General features: G+C 59.0%; 13 protein-coding genes. 2 read left to right on the top strand and 11 right to left on the bottom strand.

Going from position 1 to position 15,754, the window contains the following annotated elements; translation table 11 throughout:
* Window positions 1–73: 73 nt before the first annotated feature.
* From ASTEX_RS11835 to ASTEX_RS11825, 3 genes are all read right to left on the bottom strand, one after another.
* Entirely contained in the window at window positions 74–1,021 is a 948-nt protein-coding gene (locus tag ASTEX_RS11835; RefSeq protein WP_049781714.1) for a FecR family protein, read from the bottom strand.
* Window positions 1,022–1,032: 11 nt separating this feature from the next.
* On the bottom strand, window positions 1,033–1,566 hold the full coding sequence (locus tag ASTEX_RS11830) for an RNA polymerase sigma factor (protein ID WP_013479872.1): 534 nt from the start codon (window positions 1,564–1,566) through the stop codon (window positions 1,033–1,035).
* A gap of 250 nt (window positions 1,567–1,816) precedes the next feature.
* Window positions 1,817–2,731: a LysR family transcriptional regulator gene (locus ASTEX_RS11825; protein ID WP_013479871.1), complete on the bottom strand. Its 915-nt coding sequence runs from the start codon at window positions 2,729–2,731 to the stop codon at window positions 1,817–1,819.
* A 144-nt stretch (window positions 2,732–2,875) separates the two neighbouring features.
* Between ASTEX_RS11825 and ASTEX_RS11820 the strand changes: the two genes are divergently transcribed.
* Window positions 2,876–3,391: an SRPBCC domain-containing protein gene (locus ASTEX_RS11820; protein ID WP_013479870.1), complete on the top strand. Its 516-nt coding sequence runs from the start codon at window positions 2,876–2,878 to the stop codon at window positions 3,389–3,391.
* Window positions 3,392–3,646: 255 nt separating this feature from the next.
* Here the strand turns inward: ASTEX_RS11820 and tnpC are convergent, their stop codons facing one another.
* Window positions 3,647–5,017, bottom strand: a complete 1,371-nt coding sequence (tnpC, locus tag ASTEX_RS11815; protein WP_013479869.1) for an IS66 family transposase — start codon at window positions 5,015–5,017, stop codon at window positions 3,647–3,649.
* Window positions 5,018–5,471: 454 nt separating this feature from the next.
* Between tnpC and ASTEX_RS11810 the strand changes: the two genes are divergently transcribed.
* On the top strand, window positions 5,472–7,826 hold the full coding sequence (locus ASTEX_RS11810; RefSeq protein ID WP_013479868.1) for a TonB-dependent receptor domain-containing protein: 2,355 nt from the start codon (window positions 5,472–5,474) through the stop codon (window positions 7,824–7,826).
* A gap of 454 nt (window positions 7,827–8,280) precedes the next feature.
* Here ASTEX_RS11810 and ASTEX_RS20520 read toward each other — a convergent pair whose 3' ends face one another.
* Genes ASTEX_RS20520 through ASTEX_RS11775 form a run of 7 tightly spaced genes read right to left on the bottom strand, consistent with a single transcriptional unit; the run spans window position 8,281 to window position 15,701 of the window.
* A complete protein-coding gene (locus tag ASTEX_RS20520) occupies window positions 8,281–9,069 on the bottom strand; it encodes a hypothetical protein (protein WP_013479867.1) in 789 nt (262 codons plus the stop codon).
* A 59-nt stretch (window positions 9,070–9,128) separates the two neighbouring features.
* Complete coding sequence (locus tag ASTEX_RS11800; RefSeq protein ID WP_041659347.1) at window positions 9,129–9,374, bottom strand: hypothetical protein; 246 nt, start codon at window positions 9,372–9,374, stop codon at window positions 9,129–9,131.
* Window positions 9,375–9,420: 46 nt separating this feature from the next.
* Window positions 9,421–12,651, bottom strand: a complete 3,231-nt coding sequence (locus ASTEX_RS11795) for an error-prone DNA polymerase (protein ID WP_425359025.1) — start codon at window positions 12,649–12,651, stop codon at window positions 9,421–9,423.
* A complete protein-coding gene (locus ASTEX_RS11790) occupies window positions 12,648–14,168 on the bottom strand; it encodes a Y-family DNA polymerase (protein ID WP_013479865.1) in 1,521 nt (506 codons plus the stop codon). Before ASTEX_RS11790 ends, ASTEX_RS11795 begins: the two co-directional genes overlap by 4 nt.
* Window positions 14,169–14,174: 6 nt before the next feature.
* Window positions 14,175–14,693: a hypothetical protein gene (locus tag ASTEX_RS11785; protein WP_013479864.1), complete on the bottom strand. Its 519-nt coding sequence runs from the start codon at window positions 14,691–14,693 to the stop codon at window positions 14,175–14,177.
* Window positions 14,690–14,947, bottom strand: a complete 258-nt coding sequence (locus tag ASTEX_RS11780) for a hypothetical protein (protein ID WP_013479863.1) — start codon at window positions 14,945–14,947, stop codon at window positions 14,690–14,692. The genes ASTEX_RS11785 and ASTEX_RS11780 overlap by 4 nt, the downstream gene beginning before the upstream one ends.
* Before the next feature lie 13 nt (window positions 14,948–14,960).
* Window positions 14,961–15,701 (bottom strand): ImuA family protein, encoded by a 741-nt coding sequence (locus ASTEX_RS11775; protein WP_013479862.1) that lies wholly within the window; start codon window positions 15,699–15,701, stop codon window positions 14,961–14,963.
* Window positions 15,702–15,754: the final 53 nt, after the last annotated feature.

The following is a 15,754-nucleotide window of genomic DNA, read 5'->3' as shown; positions in this document are numbered from 1 at the left end:
CCCGCTTACAGGAACGCGACGCATTTACCAATCCACACCCTGTCGCAAAAATTTCATCCCGCCAATAAGTGGCTCAGCGCGACGTGATGCGCCAGCGGTTCGCGCCATCCGGCTCGACCGATAGGCCCAGCACGCTTTCCAGCGCCTGCGGAAAATCCTCGACGCCGTCATAGCGGAACGAACCCGATAGGCGCAACGTACCCAGCGACGGATCGGCAATGGTGAACTGCTCGACGGAATAGCGGTTGAAATCAGCTACCACCTCGGAAAGGGGCTGATCGCTGAAGACCAGCCGCCCCATGCGCCATTCGGTCGCCACGCGGACATCCACCGCCTGCACGCGCGCGGTCGCCATATCGCCGTCCAGCTTCTGGCCCGACCACAGCTGGCGCGTCCGGCCGCCCTGCGCTGTCACCTTCGCGCCACCGTCGGCAACCAACACCTCAGCCTTGCCCGCATCATGTGTAACCTGCAACTGACAACCCGATCCGCTGATCGTGCAGGCCCCGGCCTTCACTGTCAAAGGCGTCGTCTTGCGCGCGGCACGGACGAAAATCTGGCCGTCCTGCAATTCGATGGTTCGTTTTCCATCGGCAAAGCGGGCGCGGACCCGGCTCAGCGGGGCCAGGGTCAGCTCAGAGCCATCAGACAGCGGCACGGTCAGCCTCTGCCCGACCCCGGTGGCGTATTTCGCCCAGGCGCGCGATGGCGCAAACCCGGCATAGACCACGCCCCCCGTGACGGCGGCGGCCACCCCGCCCCCGGCCCATCGGAGCCAATCGCGGCGGCTATGGGTTCCGGCGGCGGCTTTCAAGGCGCTGGCGCGACGCGCCAGAATCTCGGGCGATTGACCTATCGCGCCCAGTTGCATCCAGCGCATCTGACAGTCGCGGTAGGCCTTTTCATTCAAAGGGTCTTCGGACAGCCACAGCCGGAACGCCGCATCGTCCTCTGGCGAAGCGGGAAGGCCTGAATTCAGGCGGACGAACCATTCGTCGGCTGTTTGAGGTCTATCCATCATGTCCTTTGGAATCAGTCGACGAGCGAATCGATGAGTTTCAGGGCATCCATAGCCCTGACCATGTGTTTTTCAACGGCGCTGACCGAAATACCCAGCTTTTTGCCGATCTCAGCGTAACTCATCTCCTCGAACCGTCGTAGCATGACGATGGCCTGTGCACGTGGTGGCAGAGTGTCAAGCGCTTTGATAAGACGGGCCAACCTTTGACGCGAGACCAGGCTATCCTCTGCCGATGGCGCATCTGTAGCAAGAGATAAGCCAGTTACGTCGTCGTGCCGGTCGGATGCGCGAACAATGTCCCGACGAGCCTTGTCTCGTATGAGATTGGCTGCCGTCTCAAAGACATAGCCATCCACATTTTCAAGCGCAAGCAAATCCTGACGGCGCAGAAGTCGCACAAACAACTCCTGCACCAGTTCCTCCGCGTCTGCAGATGAACCCGTACGACGTGTAAAAAAGCGCATTAACGGGTTGCGCAGACGTCGAACCAAGGTATCAAAATGAGCGACCGTAGGGTTTGTTGTCGCCGGGCATGAGTTGCTCATGACGCCGCCTTAGCAGCGTTTCATGACAATTTTTCTCATTCCTGCGCCCCCTACCCCTTCCCTCGCGTTCTAAATACAGAGTGCGCTATCACGCCCGCTCAGTCCAAGCCAAACGGATGTGATCCCTCTTTGCAAACCAGTTAAGTGGGCTTCGATATCAACAGATGAGAAAGACGCGCTCAATGCAATTGGCTAAAAATAACGCTTTAAAGTAAAAACAACTATCAAATAATAAAACTATAAAATCAGATCAATTTACCCCATATATTTGAGAAGCCCTGGACGAGACATCGACGAGCTTCTCTCGCAGCCAAGAGTGGGCCGGATCGTGTTGCATGCGCTCATGCCATGCCGCAATCTTTGTGAATCCCTCGATTTGGATGGGGGGTTCGCGAATAATTATTCCTTCGGCATGGTGTGTCAGCCTGCGGGGAACAAGGGCAATGGTATTGGTTTCTCTTACAAAATTAACTAGAACCAGAAAATTGGGCAGCGTTGCAATCACGCGACGGGTGCGGTCCAATTGTTCCAGCGCCCTGTCCGTTGCCCCAAAAAACTGAGTGCCATCGTGAGACATAATCGCATGATCAAGCGCACAGAAGGTCTCAATATCAAGATGGTCGGCGTCCGGATGACCGGCGCGAAGAATGCAGACATAGTCCTCATCGAACAATTTTCTTGCCCTGAGGCTTTTTAGCGTCATGGCCGGGGTTACCAGCGCAAGGTCCAAATTCCCCGCAGCCAACTCGTCTGAAAAGTTGGCACCGACAGGTCGAACAGCGACTCGTAGTCCAGGGGCAACCTCCCGAAGCTCTTTGAGAAGGGGAAGGACCATAGCTGTCTGGGCGTAATCTGTTGCCGCTATACGAAAGGTTACCTGCGTGCTCGCAGGGTCGAAGCGATGTGGTTGTACGAGGGCCTCAATTTCAGTTAATAGCCGGCGCAAGGGTTCGGCCAGTTCAAGCGCCCGCGCTGTAGGCAACAGCCCGCGCTGAGCCCTTACAAATAGAGGGTCACCGAAAACGTCTCTGAGCCGTGTCAGCATGCCACTAACCGCAGGCTGGCTGAGACCCAGTCGGTCCGCGGCCCGGGTCGCAGAACCGGTATCAATCAGTGCATCAAGTGCCTTGAGGAGATTAAGGTCGAGCGCATTGATATTAGTCATGCCGATACCTGAAATACATTCTTACAATTCGACTTATGACAGGTTTGCCTTCATCATGCCAGCACACTCTTAGAGCGTGTCCCGAAACAACGTGAAGGATCGCGCCCACCTTGACCTTTAACCCATCACTAGCGGAGATATTCAATGTCCGATATCCTTTGGCCCGCAGGTTTTGTACCCGGCTTCACTGACAATTACGTTTCTAACGAAGTTATCGTGCCTGGCCTGACAAGCGGCGACGTCTGGCCATTTTTAGTTCAGCCGTCGCTGTGGCCCAGTTATTACGACAATGCCTCTGATGTCGAAATCCATGGCGGTAAGGGCCCTGAACTGGCGCTTGGCGACACCTTCTTCTTTCGCACCTTTGGGTTTCCGGTTCCGGCGCGTGTTGTAGAATGTGTGCCGCCCGTAGAGGGGCAAGCCGCTCGTATTGCGTGGCACGGGTGGGCCGGGGATGTAGGCGCGGAAGACCGTCTGGATGTGCACCACGCCTGGCTGATCGAAGATTTGTCATATGGCCGTGTACGGATACTCACCCAGGAAACCCAAAACGGTGCGCCCGCTCGCGAACTCGCGAATGCAAGACCTAATCCCGTGATCAACGGGCATCAGGACTGGCTGAACGGCCTTGTTCAGGCTGCGCGAAACGCGAAGCAATAACGCCGGGGGAGATAAGGTGCGGCGCGTCTGTTGACCCGCCGCATTTACCCTGCTGCGACGAATACGCGGTAGAAAACGCTTGAGGTGGGACTGAAGCGCGCAGGACCCGGCTTTATGTGGTCCACTTACCAGCACATTAGCACGCACCTGCGAACGCGCGATATCACTCAGGTCCAGCCCGACACTTACGAGGGACTTCAGGAGGAGTGATGAAACGTCGCCAGTTTGTAATTACACACGTCCCTGGCAGAATGGCTACGCGAGGCTGAAGTTTCCGTCGACGAGTCTGCGGATGGCTGCATAGGGGGTTTCGCCGCTGAGGCGTGCGGTTCCTGTGATGGACCTGTAGCCTGCATGGATGTCGGCCCCCCATTGGGATCGGAAGCCGTTGGTCACTTTGCGGAAGACGACGGAGGGTCTGATCTCGCGTTCCGAGATATTGTTGGTCTGCGGCACATTTCGATTGGTCATGAAGACGAAGAACTTTGTCCGCCAACCTTTGATCTGCTTTTTCAGATACGCGCCCGCGGGATGGGCCGCCGGTAATGCCAGAAGCTGATCAAGTTTGTCATCGGCCCTGGCGGCGTAAGCGCGTAGTGTGTTGTCTTTCAGATCCGGACGTCGTTTGCCAACCCGGATGCACCATCGCAGATGATCCCGGATCTTTGGAGCGAAGACACTGTCACCACTGTCGATGGCATATTGGATATCGCGCAAAACATGAGCGAGGCAGACCTGGTGGTCTTTCGCCAACTCTTGCTGGCCACCATACCGATCGCTCACCCAAACGTCCGGATAATGACCGGCCATGACGTCCTGCGGGACCGACTTCGCCCGGCTGGGGGCGATTTTATGTAAAACCGCCTTTTCCGAAGAGAAGCTCCATTGCCATTGGGTGACCCCGCTGACGCGCGTGGTGGTTTCGTCGGACGCGACGATGGAGGCGGTGCGCAGCTTGGCCGTGATCGCTTCACAGGCCGTTGCCATCTTGCCTTTGAGGCTTTTGAAAATATTGCCGATACCGCCTTCGGATATCTTCAGGCCGAACAATTCACTCATAATCCGCGAAAGTCGTTCGAAGCTGACGTGATGGGAATGATGCAGATACATGACCAGCGAACGGATGCCCGGGCCGAACGGCGAACCTGTTGGCATGGATTGCGGCGCAGGGGCTCGAAAGCGTTTCCCGCACCGGCAACGACCTCCCATCAACTCGACCCGCGTCACCACGGGCTGGATGGGCGGCAGATCAATATGGTCGTAGCGACAACGGACATGTTGGGAAAGCCCCGAGACATCGGCGTAGCAATGCCGACATTCCGACGCAAAAACCCGCTCCGTTCGGTTCGGTGTCTCGGCCAATCGGCGCGAAACGCCCGGGCGCGACGGCCGCGGCTTCTTCCCGCCGCCACCAGACCGGTTCGGTTTGCCAGGCCCATCGCTCGATGGCGGTTGATGTGAATTTTTCGACGTCTTGCGCGGCTTGCCGCCACGTTGTTCAAGGTCTTTCAGGCGCCTGACCAAATCCTCGATCATCGCCCCTTGCTGGCGCAGAAGTTCGGCCTGTTCCGCAATTAGCGCGTCTTTTTCTTTATCTGAAAGAGGGCGAAGCGGAGGTCGAATCATGCCCCCATGGATTCAGAACTCGACACACCGCGCAAGCCCCATTCCGCCAACCACGTGTGCAGTTACGCCAGTTTACCTTTGAGTTACGCAAAGCCGTATAACCAGAAAACATCTCTGTTAAGGCATAAATATTCCCGACCATAAAATAACATAATTTTTTTAAGTTAGGCAAATGATTGACAATAGAAAAGTCATAGGAAATAAGTTATTCAATATATAATACTATATCAATGTTATAGTTTTCATAATTTTTACACATTTCAATAATGAAATATTTAGTTGCTATAAATCATCAAATGGAAAAATTGGTAGAAGCGCATCACTCTAAACACAAACTGCCTGCTCTCCTGTGCTAAGGCTCCCCACGACTGCTTCTATGGTTATCGGTGAGAAGCAGAGGACTACAGTAATCATATGGGGTGTCTCAGTTATGAAGTACGGCAAGGCAATATTCATGGTCACAACGGCGATTGCCGGTGTGACCACTGTTCAGAGTGCAATGGCGCAGTCCACCGCGACACAAGCCCTGGAAGAAACCAAAGAAATCGTCGTTACGGGAACGCGAAACCGAAATGTCGGCGGTTTGGCGGTTGATCAGAGCGTGACCAAGACGCGGTCCTCCATCACCGAAGAGTTTATCGAAAAGCAGGCCCCCGGCTCCATTCTGGAAGCCATCAATATACTGCCGGGCGTCAACTTCTCGGACCAGACAGCAACGGGATCCGTCGGCGGCGACATCACCCTGCGTGGCTTCGATCAGCAGCGCATCGCCTTTATGCTTGACGGTATGCCGCTCAACGACACGGGCAACTACGCCTATTATCCGACGATGAATCCGGACTCGGAGATCTATTCCAAGGTTGATGTGAACCTTGGCACCACTGATGTCGATAGCCCGACGGCGTCGGCCGGCGGCGGCACCATCACCTATCAGACGCGTCGTCCGTCCAAGGCGTTTGGCGTATCTGCCAAGGCGACCCTTGGGACCAATGACTATTCGCGTCAGTACGTTCAGGTGGACACTGGTGAGTTTGGCCCGTGGGGTACGACGGCCTTTGTGGCGGTTTCGAACCTTAATTCCAACCAGTTCAAAGGCATTGGCACCGAAGACCGCAAGCAGATCAACGGCCGCATCTATCAGTCGCTGGGGGGTAGCGATTTCGCTTCGGTGGCCTTTTATTATAATGAGACCCGCAATAACGCGGTCTATAATAGCTCTTTAGCGACCATCAATGCAGGCAACTGGTCCGAAGCCTATGCCTCGACGATTGGCACTGTGTCCAACTCGATCTCGTCGGGTTCCTCCGGTTATTATGGCTATCGTATCAATCCGACGAACAACGGCAATATCCGCGCCCAGTTCAAGAAGCATCTGACCGACAAACTGGTCTTCACCTTCGACCCCAGCTTCCAGTACACGCTGGCCGACGGCGGCACGCAGGTTTCGACCCTGACGGAGTCAACTGGTGTACTGTCGATGGTCGGCTCCAGCTATGTCTGGAATGAACTGAAGGGCTATGATGCCAACCACGACGGCGTGGTCTCCACAACGGCCTACAAGGTCTTTTCACCCAGCGTGACCGAAACCCGCCGCACGACGGTCAATTCGTCGCTTATCTGGTACATCGACCCCCACAATACGTTGCGGGTGGCCTACACCTACGACCACGGCAATCACCGTCAGACGGGTCGCGTCAGCTTCCTCGAAGGTGGGCAATGGATCGGTGACGTCTTCTCCGAAGACTCGTCACTGTGGGTCTATGGCAAAAACGGCGAAGAAATCCAGAAGCGCAATCGTCAGTCCTACGCCAACCTCAAGCAGTTCGCCATCACCTATGGCGGTTCGTTCTTCGATGACAAGCTGAAGGTCGATCTGGGCGTGCGCGTTCCGGATTTTGAGCGCGAGCTCAACAACTATTGTAACCAGATTTCGTCTTCGACTGCCTACTGCGCGAAAGACCCGGGCACCAAGCTGGTCTATACCGGCACCGTGACGCAGATCACCGCCAAGGCCCCGGCAAGCTGGACCGTATCCTACGACAAGACGCTGCCGAACCTGGGGGTCAGCTATAAGATCGCCGACCATCAGACGATCTATACGAGCTATGCCGAAACCATCTCGGCCCCACGCACGGACTCCCTGTATGACAGGTTGTCGCTCGATCTTCAGCCGGAAATCTCCAAAACTATCGATCTGGGCTACCGCTACTCATCACCGAACGTGTCGGGTGCAATCGCCCTGTGGAAGACCGACTTCGACCATCGCGTCGAAACGGCATGGGATGAGGAGATCGGTGCCTCGGTGGCGACGGATGTGGGTAAGGCCCGTATGAAGGGGATCAATGCCGAAATTGGCTTCACCCCGGTCAAGGGGCTCGATCTCTACGCCTCGTCGTCCTACACCGACACCGAGATGCTGGAAAATGTTTACTACTCCGCCACGGCCTACAATCCGACCAAGGGGAAGAAGCTGGGCAAGGTGCCGTCGGTTATGCACGCGGTCAATCTCAGCTATGAAACCGGCAAGTGGGACTTTAACGTCAACGGCAAATATACCGGCAAGCGCTACGCCTCTCTGGCCAATGGCGATGCGGCACCGGGTTACACGGTCTGGAATGCCAATGTCAGCTATGACCTTGGTCAGGTCGGGCCGGTGAAAGACGCCTATCTTCGCCTGAATGTGAAAAACCTGTTCAACGAGAAGTACATCTCGGCCATTTCGACGGGCAATGTCTTCTACGACTCCGGCAACTACTTCTGGATCGGTGCTCCGATCACCACCATGGTGACCCTCGGCACAAAGTTCTGAGTTTAGGGATTGTGAGCGGGTTTTGGCTCAAAAAAGCAAAACCTGCAATCCGTCGTTAAACCAGATTGGGAAGAGGTCGTTATCTATTCCCCCTCTCCAGGTATCGGCCTCGGCGGGCATCTTCCAAACCGGAGGGTGCCCGCATCTTTTTACACCAATAGAAACAATGCACTACAGAACTTTTGGCGTTTTTTATCCGCGCAAATTGGCGAGGCCCATAGTTCCGCCAAAAGGCCAGACACTGGATGAATTCCGTATCGCCCCCGGCTCAGGCGACAGGGCAGGACAGGTCACCATCCATGGGGGCAAATCGTATTCTTTTATCTGAATAAATATAGTGCTCAGAGACTGGCCTTATCGCAGCCATCAGATGGTGGCGGCGAGTTCCTTCTCGCCGCCTGTGGATCGGTGCAACGACCTTTTTGAGTAATCAATCAAATGTTTTGGCTTCAAACTATTCTGCCAACCAGCCGATCGCATTGATCAGGAAGCGTCGCTGAAGTGGTGCCACCATATCGGGTAATCGGTGGACCAGCACCTTCATCCCGTCCTTGCGCACCGTAAAGGTCGCCGCGCCGTTGTGGCGGTCGTGGTCGCGGCTGTAGGCGGCGATGACCTCGATGCCGTCGGGACCGATCACCGGCCCGTCTATCAACAGACCATTGGACGGCTGGCCCTCGACCTGATGCCAGACGCTGGTGGCCTGATCGACCGGCAGACCGTCGAAGATCGGATGGGCGCGCAGATAGTTCCAGTTACCCATCCACGGCGCGCGCAGATTGCCCACCTGACCGGCATAGGTGAACAGGCCCAGCCCCGACAACTGCATCGCCACCCCTTCGGCCAGACCGTCTTCCGGCACATAGGCCAGCAGTGGCGTCCCCGCCTTTACCGCCGCCAGCACCTCCGCCGGTAGATCGCCCAGAATAAGCTTGGGCTTTTCGCCGGCCTTGGGCTGGGCTTTGAGGCCCGAAGCGATGATGGCATCGTATTTCCCGCCGGCCTTGAAGTCTTCAAGCGTCAGGCCGGGGATAGCCGTCAACTGATCACGGAAGGATTTGGCCACACCCGATACGGCCAGCTTCACCGGCTTTTTCAGCCCTGAGGCAACGTCCACCACCCACAGGTCGCGCACAAAAGACGGGTAGCCTTTCAGCTCAATCTGAACCTTGTTTATGCCCGGCTTCGTCAGTGCAGGCGTCAGCACCTTCTCCGCCAGCAGGTAACGGAACTGATCCTTCACATGCGTCGGCGCGGCATACCGAGCGATTTCGGTCGTCGTCCCGTCCGGCGCGATCAGGCTCAGGTCATTTCGCTCCTGATTTGCACATCGGTATCATTGAGCAGGTAGATGTCGAGTTCGGCCGCTTCACCCGCCGCATAGACCAGACGACGCTGTTTGGCGATCGGCCGGACCGGCAGCAGGCTGTTGCGCAGAAGATCGGGCGGCGATTTGAAGTAGCGCAGATTATCGACAATACCGGAATGGTTTTCGATGGCCGTCGTCTCCCAGCCGGAAATGGCGGCAATATCGACTTCGTTAGGCAAAGACGGACTTATTCCTATGACTGTTTTGGGCCAAAACGGGTCCCCCTCACCTAAAATCTCTACTCTTCTGCACCCAACCGCCGCCCTGCGCTCTGGCCACCCGCGCGTCCTGTCCGGGCCCACCATTGCGGAACTCATCGCCGGGCATACGAGGTACACTAAGCGGCGTGTCGCGTTCACCGATACTGGCCAGCAGCGGCGAGAGATCGAAGATGGAGCGCGCGATCAGGTGCACCACCTCGCCTTCGCGCTGGATGTAGCCGTTGATGGCCACAAACGACGAGCCATAGACGGCGGCCTTGTGGGCGGTAGCGACCTTCTCCCAAACCACCACATTGGCGTCGCGGGTCTCATCCTCCAGCGTCATGAACATCACGCCATTGGCGGAGCCCGGCTTCTGGCGGACGAGCACCATGCCCGCCACGCTGACGTTACGCCCATCTTTTGAGGCCATGGCGTCCGCGCAGGGCATCAGGCCGCGCTGGCGCAACTCTTCGCGCAGGAACGATACCGGATGCGTCCCCAGTGTCAGGCCCAGGTGATTATAGTCCTCGACCACTACGGCCCCGGCCGTCATGGGTTTAAGGCTTACTTGTGGCTCGGGCATTTCATGTGTCCCCCCTGCAATCGCCTCCAGATGATCGAACAGAGGTAACGGATCATCGCGCAGGGCCCGGATAGCAAACAGGGCGTCCCGTCGGTTCAGACCCAGGGCGGGAGAGAAGGCATCGGCCTTGGCCAGTTGTCGCAGCGTAGCCACCGGCGTGCGCGCCCGCTTCCACAGATCAGAGATGGATGTGAAGGGGTAATCCCCGCGATGCAGGATCAGTTTAGCGATGTCCGCGCTCTTGAGCCCTTTGACGAGCCGGAAGCCCAATCTCACGGCGTATCGCCCCGGTCGGTTTGTCTCTTCCAGCGTGCAGTCCCAGTGCGAGGCATTGACGCAAACCGGGCGGACCTCCACGCCGTGTTCCTGAGCGTTGCGCACCAGTTGCGCCGGGGCATAGAAGCCCATGGGCTGCGAGTTCAGGAGCGCGGCACAGAAGACATCCGGGTGATGGCATTTCATCCAGGAGGAGGCATAGGCGATCAGGGCGAAGGAATAGGCGTGCGACTCCGGAAACCCATAGGAGCCAAACCCTTCCAGCTGGCTGAAGATCTGCTCGGCATAGTCTTGCGTGTAGCCGTTTTTGAGCATCCCCTGCACGATCTCGTCATGGAATTTCGAGACGCCGCCGGTGTGTTTGAAGGTGGCCATGGCGCGGCGGACCATGTCGGCACGCCCGGGCGAGAAGCCGGCCGCCTTGATGACGACCGACATGGCCTGCTCCTGAAACAAAGGCACGCCCAGGGTTTTCGAGAGAATGGCCTCCAGTTCTTTTGACGGATAGGTGACTTCCTCTGTGCCCTCACGGCGTCGCAGGTAGGGATGGACCATGCCGCCCTGAATGGGACCGGGCCGGACGATGGCGACCTGCACCACCAGATCATAGAAGGTCCGGGGCTTGGTGCGCGGCAGCATGGCCTGCTGGGCACGGCTTTCAATCTGGAAGACACCGACCGTGTCAGCCTTGCGGATCATGGCATAGGTGCGCGGGTCCTCGGCCGGGATGGTGGCGAGATCAAGCTCTATGCCCTTGACCTCCGCCAGCAGGTCGAGCGAGCGCTTCATGCACGACATCATGCCAAGCCCCAGACAATCGACCTTCATGAAGGCGAGCACATCGATATCGTCCTTGTCCCATTCGATGACCTGTCGGGCCTTCATGCGCGCGGGCTCGATCGGTACCAGTTCATCGAGTCGGTCATGAGTGAGAACAAAGCCACCCGGATGCTGGCTCAAATGCCGCGGCACGTTCATCAGCAACAGGTGCAGGTCGATGGCGAGCTTCAGACGCCGATCATTGAGATTGAGCCCTAAGCCTTCAGCCTCGGCCAGAGTCATGCCGCCCCGGTGCCAGTGGGTCACCTGTTTGGAGATCAGCTTGATCGTGTCTTCGGGATAGCCCATCACTTTGAGGACCGCCCGGATGGCCCCGCGCGTGCGGAACCGCGTGACGACGGCGGTCAGCGCGGCGTGCGAGCGGCCATAGGTCTCATAGACCCATTGCAGCACCTCCTCGCGGCGCTGGTGCTCGAAGTCCACATCAATATCCGGTGGTTCGCCCCGCTCTTCGGAGATGAAGCGCTCGAACAGAAGATCATTGCGGTCGGGATCAACGCTGGTGATCCCTAGCACAAAACAGACGCAGCTATTGGCGGCAGAACCCCGCCCCTGACAGAGGATATCCTGCGAGCGGGCGAAGTTGACGATGGCGTTGACCGTCAGAAAATAGGGCGCGTAGTTGAGCTTCTCAATCAGGGTCAGTTCATGACGCAGCAAGTCGATGACCTTTTGCGGCACCCCTTCCGGGTAGCGCCGCTTCGCCCCTTCCCAGGTCAGCTTTTTAAGAGCGTCGATGGCCGATAGCCCCGGCAACAGCTTCTCTTCCGGGTACTGGTATTTCAGCTCGTCGAGGCTGAAGCGGCACTGTTCGGCGATCTCGGCGCTGCGCCTTAAGGCGCCCTCATAGCCTGGAAACAGCCGATACATTTCCTCCGGCGTCTTCAGATAGCGATCGGCGTAGCAGTGGCGCAGATCACCCATCGTGTCGATGGTGCAGTTGTGCCGGATGCAGGTGACCACATCGTGCAACTGGTCGCGCTCATGGACATGATAGAGGACATCGTTGGTAATGACGGTGGGCACGCGCACCCTGGCCGCCAGGTTCGACAGGTCATGCAGGCGCAGATGGTCCCCCTGCCGGCGGCGCAGCGTCAGCGCCATATGGGCGCGCTCCGCAAAGATGGTTTTGAAGCGCCGCAGACGCTGGGCGCAGACCTCGTCGGCCTCTTCCGGGATGAAAATGCCGATCAGACCTGCGTTGAAGTCCTCGACATCCTGCCAAGTGAGGTCGCACCGGCCCTTCCCGCCCCGTGCCTTGCCCACCGTCAAAAGCCGCGACAGCCGCGCATAGGCCGTCCGGTCGGTGGGATAGACCAGAAGCGACGCCCCATCGGTCAGATCGAGGTGACATCCGACGATCAGGCGTACCCCCGTGGCTTTGGCGGCCACATGGGCGCGCACCATGCCCGCAAGCGTGTTGCGATCGGCGATGGCGAGCGCTTCCAGACCCAGTGCCTGCGCCCGCACGAACAGCTCATCGGGGGATGAACAGCCCTGCAGGAAGGAGAAGTAGGACGCGCACTGAAGCTCGACGTAAGGTGGCGGCATCAGTCGAACTTCCCGTGCAGATACCAGTTGAGAGACCCGGTACCGCTGTGCTCGCCATCCCCGGCCCGGAAGACCCAGAAGCGCTCGCCGGTGGCCGCTTCGAGGATATAGTAGTCGCGCACCTTACCGGTTTCGGCCTCGCTGACCCACCATTCGCCTTTGACCCGTTCCGGACCATCGGCACAGACGACGCTGTAGCGCTGACCGCGCCAGGTAAAGGCGCGGGGTGGATGGTCGGGTAAGGCAGCCAAAGCCTGCACCGGTTCAGGACGATAAAGGCGCGCCGGGCGGCGATAACGGGCATTGCGTGAGGCGCCGACACCTTGCGCCGATGGGGCCATCCGTCGGACCGAGCGCTCCGGGATATCGCTCGCCACCTCCACCGCCCGGTAAAGCCGTCCCTCGCCATAGCGATTGCTGAGCGTGTCCCACAGGTCTTCGACATCCGGGCGCGCGGGCGCGGCAAAGCGCGTGGCGACCTGGGTGAACGACAACGGCTCGACCAGAGGGGCTGACAGGGTCATTTTGTCGATACCGAAGCCCGGCTCAACGGTTTCGATCTTATCGACCAGCAGCTTCGAAAGGCGCTTAACGTCACGCACCGGTTTGGCGGTGCCGATGGAGATCGTCTCGATACGGCTATCGACGCGCACAAAATGCAGATCAAGCCGTCGCGCCCCAAGCCCTGCCTCTTCCAGTTTCAGGCACAGGTCTTGCGTCAGGCGGCGGGTATATTTTTCGAGCGTGTCGGGTGCGCCGATGGGCTCAAAGAAAGCGCGTTCGACCGAAATCAGTTCGGGGACATGGACGGGCTCAATGGGCTCGGCCAGTCGGCCGAACGCCATATCGACACGCCGCCACAGGTCGGGTCCGTAGCGCAGTGCCAGCGGGGCGCGCGGCTTGGCTGCCAGTTCGCCGATGGTGTCGATACCGATAAGGCGCAGCTCCTCGACGGTCTCAGCCGGCAAGCGAAGCGCCGCGACCGGCAGGGGCAAGATCGCCTCGGTGGACTTGCCCTGGGCGATGATCAGCGAGGACTTGCCCGCAAAGCGCACCAAGGCATGGGCCGCACCCCAGCTGTCGGCAACGGCGGCGTAGGCCGTGATATGAAGGGCCTCAAGACGACGTAGCATATCGGAGACCAGAGCGGCCTCTCCGCCATAGAGATGGGCCGCGCCGGTGATATCGAGGATCAGACCGTCCGGCGGATCAGGGGCCACCACAGGCGAATAGAGCCGTAAGGCCCAGACGGCGAGCGTCTCCAGCGCCTCGGCGTCGCGCTCGATCTCGGCATCACGCACCTCAAGCCCGTCGATCAGAACCTGCGCCTTGGCCACCGCCATGCCCGGTCGCACGCCACGCTGATGGGCGAGCGCATCGACCGCCGTGACGAGGCGCCGGCTGCCGACCTTGCCCTGCAGAACCAGTGCTCGCTCAAGCGGCAGCGCGTCGAGGCCCACGGCTCGGCGCAGACGATCCGTCCCCCAGAATGGCAGATAGAGGCTGAGACAGCGGGCCATGACACCCTACACCGCCTGTCGCGCCAGAGGATCGACCCAGTCGGCCCAGGCTTCCAGAAGCGCGGCGCGTTCAGCCGTTAGGACATCCAGCGGCACGGCCTCAGAGGCCGCGCGACGAATGGGCGCGCTGAGGCCTGAAACATGGATGTCATAGATCGGCGGATGACGCCCGACCCCGCCCCAGCCACCGACAGCGACCCTCTTCGTGTAGAGGGGACTGACGGCTGAGATGGCCTGAAGACTGATCAGAAGATGGCGCAGGTCAAACAGGCCCGGCGATACGCCTTCCTTAAGATGATAACGCCGCCAGGCCGCCACAAGTTGTGCATGTGCGTCTCTGAGCGCCGCCCTTTCTTCGTCTGTGCCGTCCTCTGACTGGAACCACAAGGTCTGAGGCAGGCCCTGGATATGGACCTGAAACGCCAGATGGGTGTCTTCATAGAAGCCGTTTTCGCGTACCGGCCCGATAGCGACGAGGGGCGCCAGCGCCACCACCTTCCCCGCACAGGTGACAAGTTCACTCATGCGATATCTGCGTAATCGGCTTGATAGAGATCAACGACGTCAAGGATCTGGGGGGCGCGCGGCAATTGCGGCAGAGGCGAGCCATCGGCGTGATATTTATAGCCGGCCACATCGTAATAGACGCTGCCTTTGGGGCCGATCTTCTGCACACACGCCATATAATCGCGCTCATGACGGGCGACCGTGAGCAGGACCGCCGCCCCATCGAACAGGGCTAATCGGGTATGTTCATCCGGTGTCTCAAACAACTGCATAGTGTCCCTCCTCTTAAGATGCGGCCCGCAAGGTGTTTGGCATTTGGGCGTCCCCGGACAGGCGGATACGCCCCTCCCCGTCACACGCCTCGACCTCGAAATCATGGCACTCGCCGCCGCGGGCCCGGATCAGTTCGAGCATCCAGCGCGCCCGTCCGACGCCGCGCACCGGCAAAGGCGCTGAGTTCAGTTCGGTGACGCGCCAGCGGGTAAAGGCGGCTGTGGGGCGGCCAAAGTCTTTGGCATCAACCTGCCGGCGCCAGCGGCGCACGATCAGGGCCAGCGTCCCTGTGCCCTCGGCCGCCATCAGAAGACGTTGCGAGGCGACGCGGGAGAGGTTGGCGAGTTCGCCCACGACCGCGGTGAGGCCGCCGTGGCGCAGGGCTTCCTCACAAGCGCCCAGCACGGCGGCCTCATCGCCGGCTTCAAAGAAGACGACCTTGTCATCGGTCAGGCCAGAGCGGGCGAGCGCCGGGGCAAACAGATCAGGCTGCGTATAGGCCCAGAGAACACGCCCCCCGGAGCGCGCCGCGATCCCGGCGGCAAAGGCAATGGCGGCGGCCCCATCTACCGCGCCATTGGCGCCACCGGCGATCTCATGCAGGGCCCCAAAGGCCAGCCCGCCTTTGGGAATGCGGGCGTCGATGTCGGGAACGCCGAAGGGCAGAACGGCGCGTCTGGGCGCACCTTGACCGCCGATATGGTCGATCCGGTCTCGCAGTGCGCTGAGGACGGCGGGGTTGGCAGCGGGCATGACATCAAGCATCCTTTCTGAACGCCAAAGACTATGTTCGCTTTTTGTTCTTT

The sequence above is a fragment of the Asticcacaulis excentricus CB 48 genome (genome assembly GCF_000175215.2).
GTDB classification, from domain to species: Bacteria; Pseudomonadota; Alphaproteobacteria; order Caulobacterales; family Caulobacteraceae; genus Asticcacaulis; species Asticcacaulis excentricus.
The sequence above is the reverse complement of the archived record's forward strand: the minus strand, read 5'-3'. Positions and strand labels throughout refer to the sequence as shown.

What these genes read in the sequence shown, in the direction of transcription:
- ASTEX_RS11775 (WP_013479862.1), bottom strand. Translation starts at nt 15,701, where the DNA reads ATGCCCGCTGCCAACCCCGCCGTCCTCAGCGCACTGCGAGACCGGATC.
- ASTEX_RS11820 (WP_013479870.1), top strand. Translation starts at nt 2,876, where the DNA reads ATGTCCGATATCCTTTGGCCCGCAGGTTTTGTACCCGGCTTCACTGAC.
- ASTEX_RS11780 (WP_013479863.1), bottom strand. Translation starts at nt 14,947, where the DNA reads ATGCAGTTGTTTGAGACACCGGATGAACATACCCGATTAGCCCTGTTC.
- ASTEX_RS11830 (WP_013479872.1), bottom strand. Translation starts at nt 1,566, where the DNA reads ATGAGCAACTCATGCCCGGCGACAACAAACCCTACGGTCGCTCATTTT.
- ASTEX_RS11790 (WP_013479865.1), bottom strand. Translation starts at nt 14,168, where the DNA reads ATGGCCCGCTGTCTCAGCCTCTATCTGCCATTCTGGGGGACGGATCGT.
- ASTEX_RS11835 (WP_049781714.1), bottom strand. Translation starts at nt 1,021, where the DNA reads ATGATGGATAGACCTCAAACAGCCGACGAATGGTTCGTCCGCCTGAAT.
- ASTEX_RS11810 (WP_013479868.1), top strand. Translation starts at nt 5,472, where the DNA reads ATGGTCACAACGGCGATTGCCGGTGTGACCACTGTTCAGAGTGCAATG.
- tnpC (WP_013479869.1), bottom strand. Translation starts at nt 5,017, where the DNA reads ATGATTCGACCTCCGCTTCGCCCTCTTTCAGATAAAGAAAAAGACGCG.
- ASTEX_RS11785 (WP_013479864.1), bottom strand. Translation starts at nt 14,693, where the DNA reads ATGAGTGAACTTGTCACCTGTGCGGGGAAGGTGGTGGCGCTGGCGCCC.
- ASTEX_RS11825 (WP_013479871.1), bottom strand. Translation starts at nt 2,731, where the DNA reads ATGACTAATATCAATGCGCTCGACCTTAATCTCCTCAAGGCACTTGAT.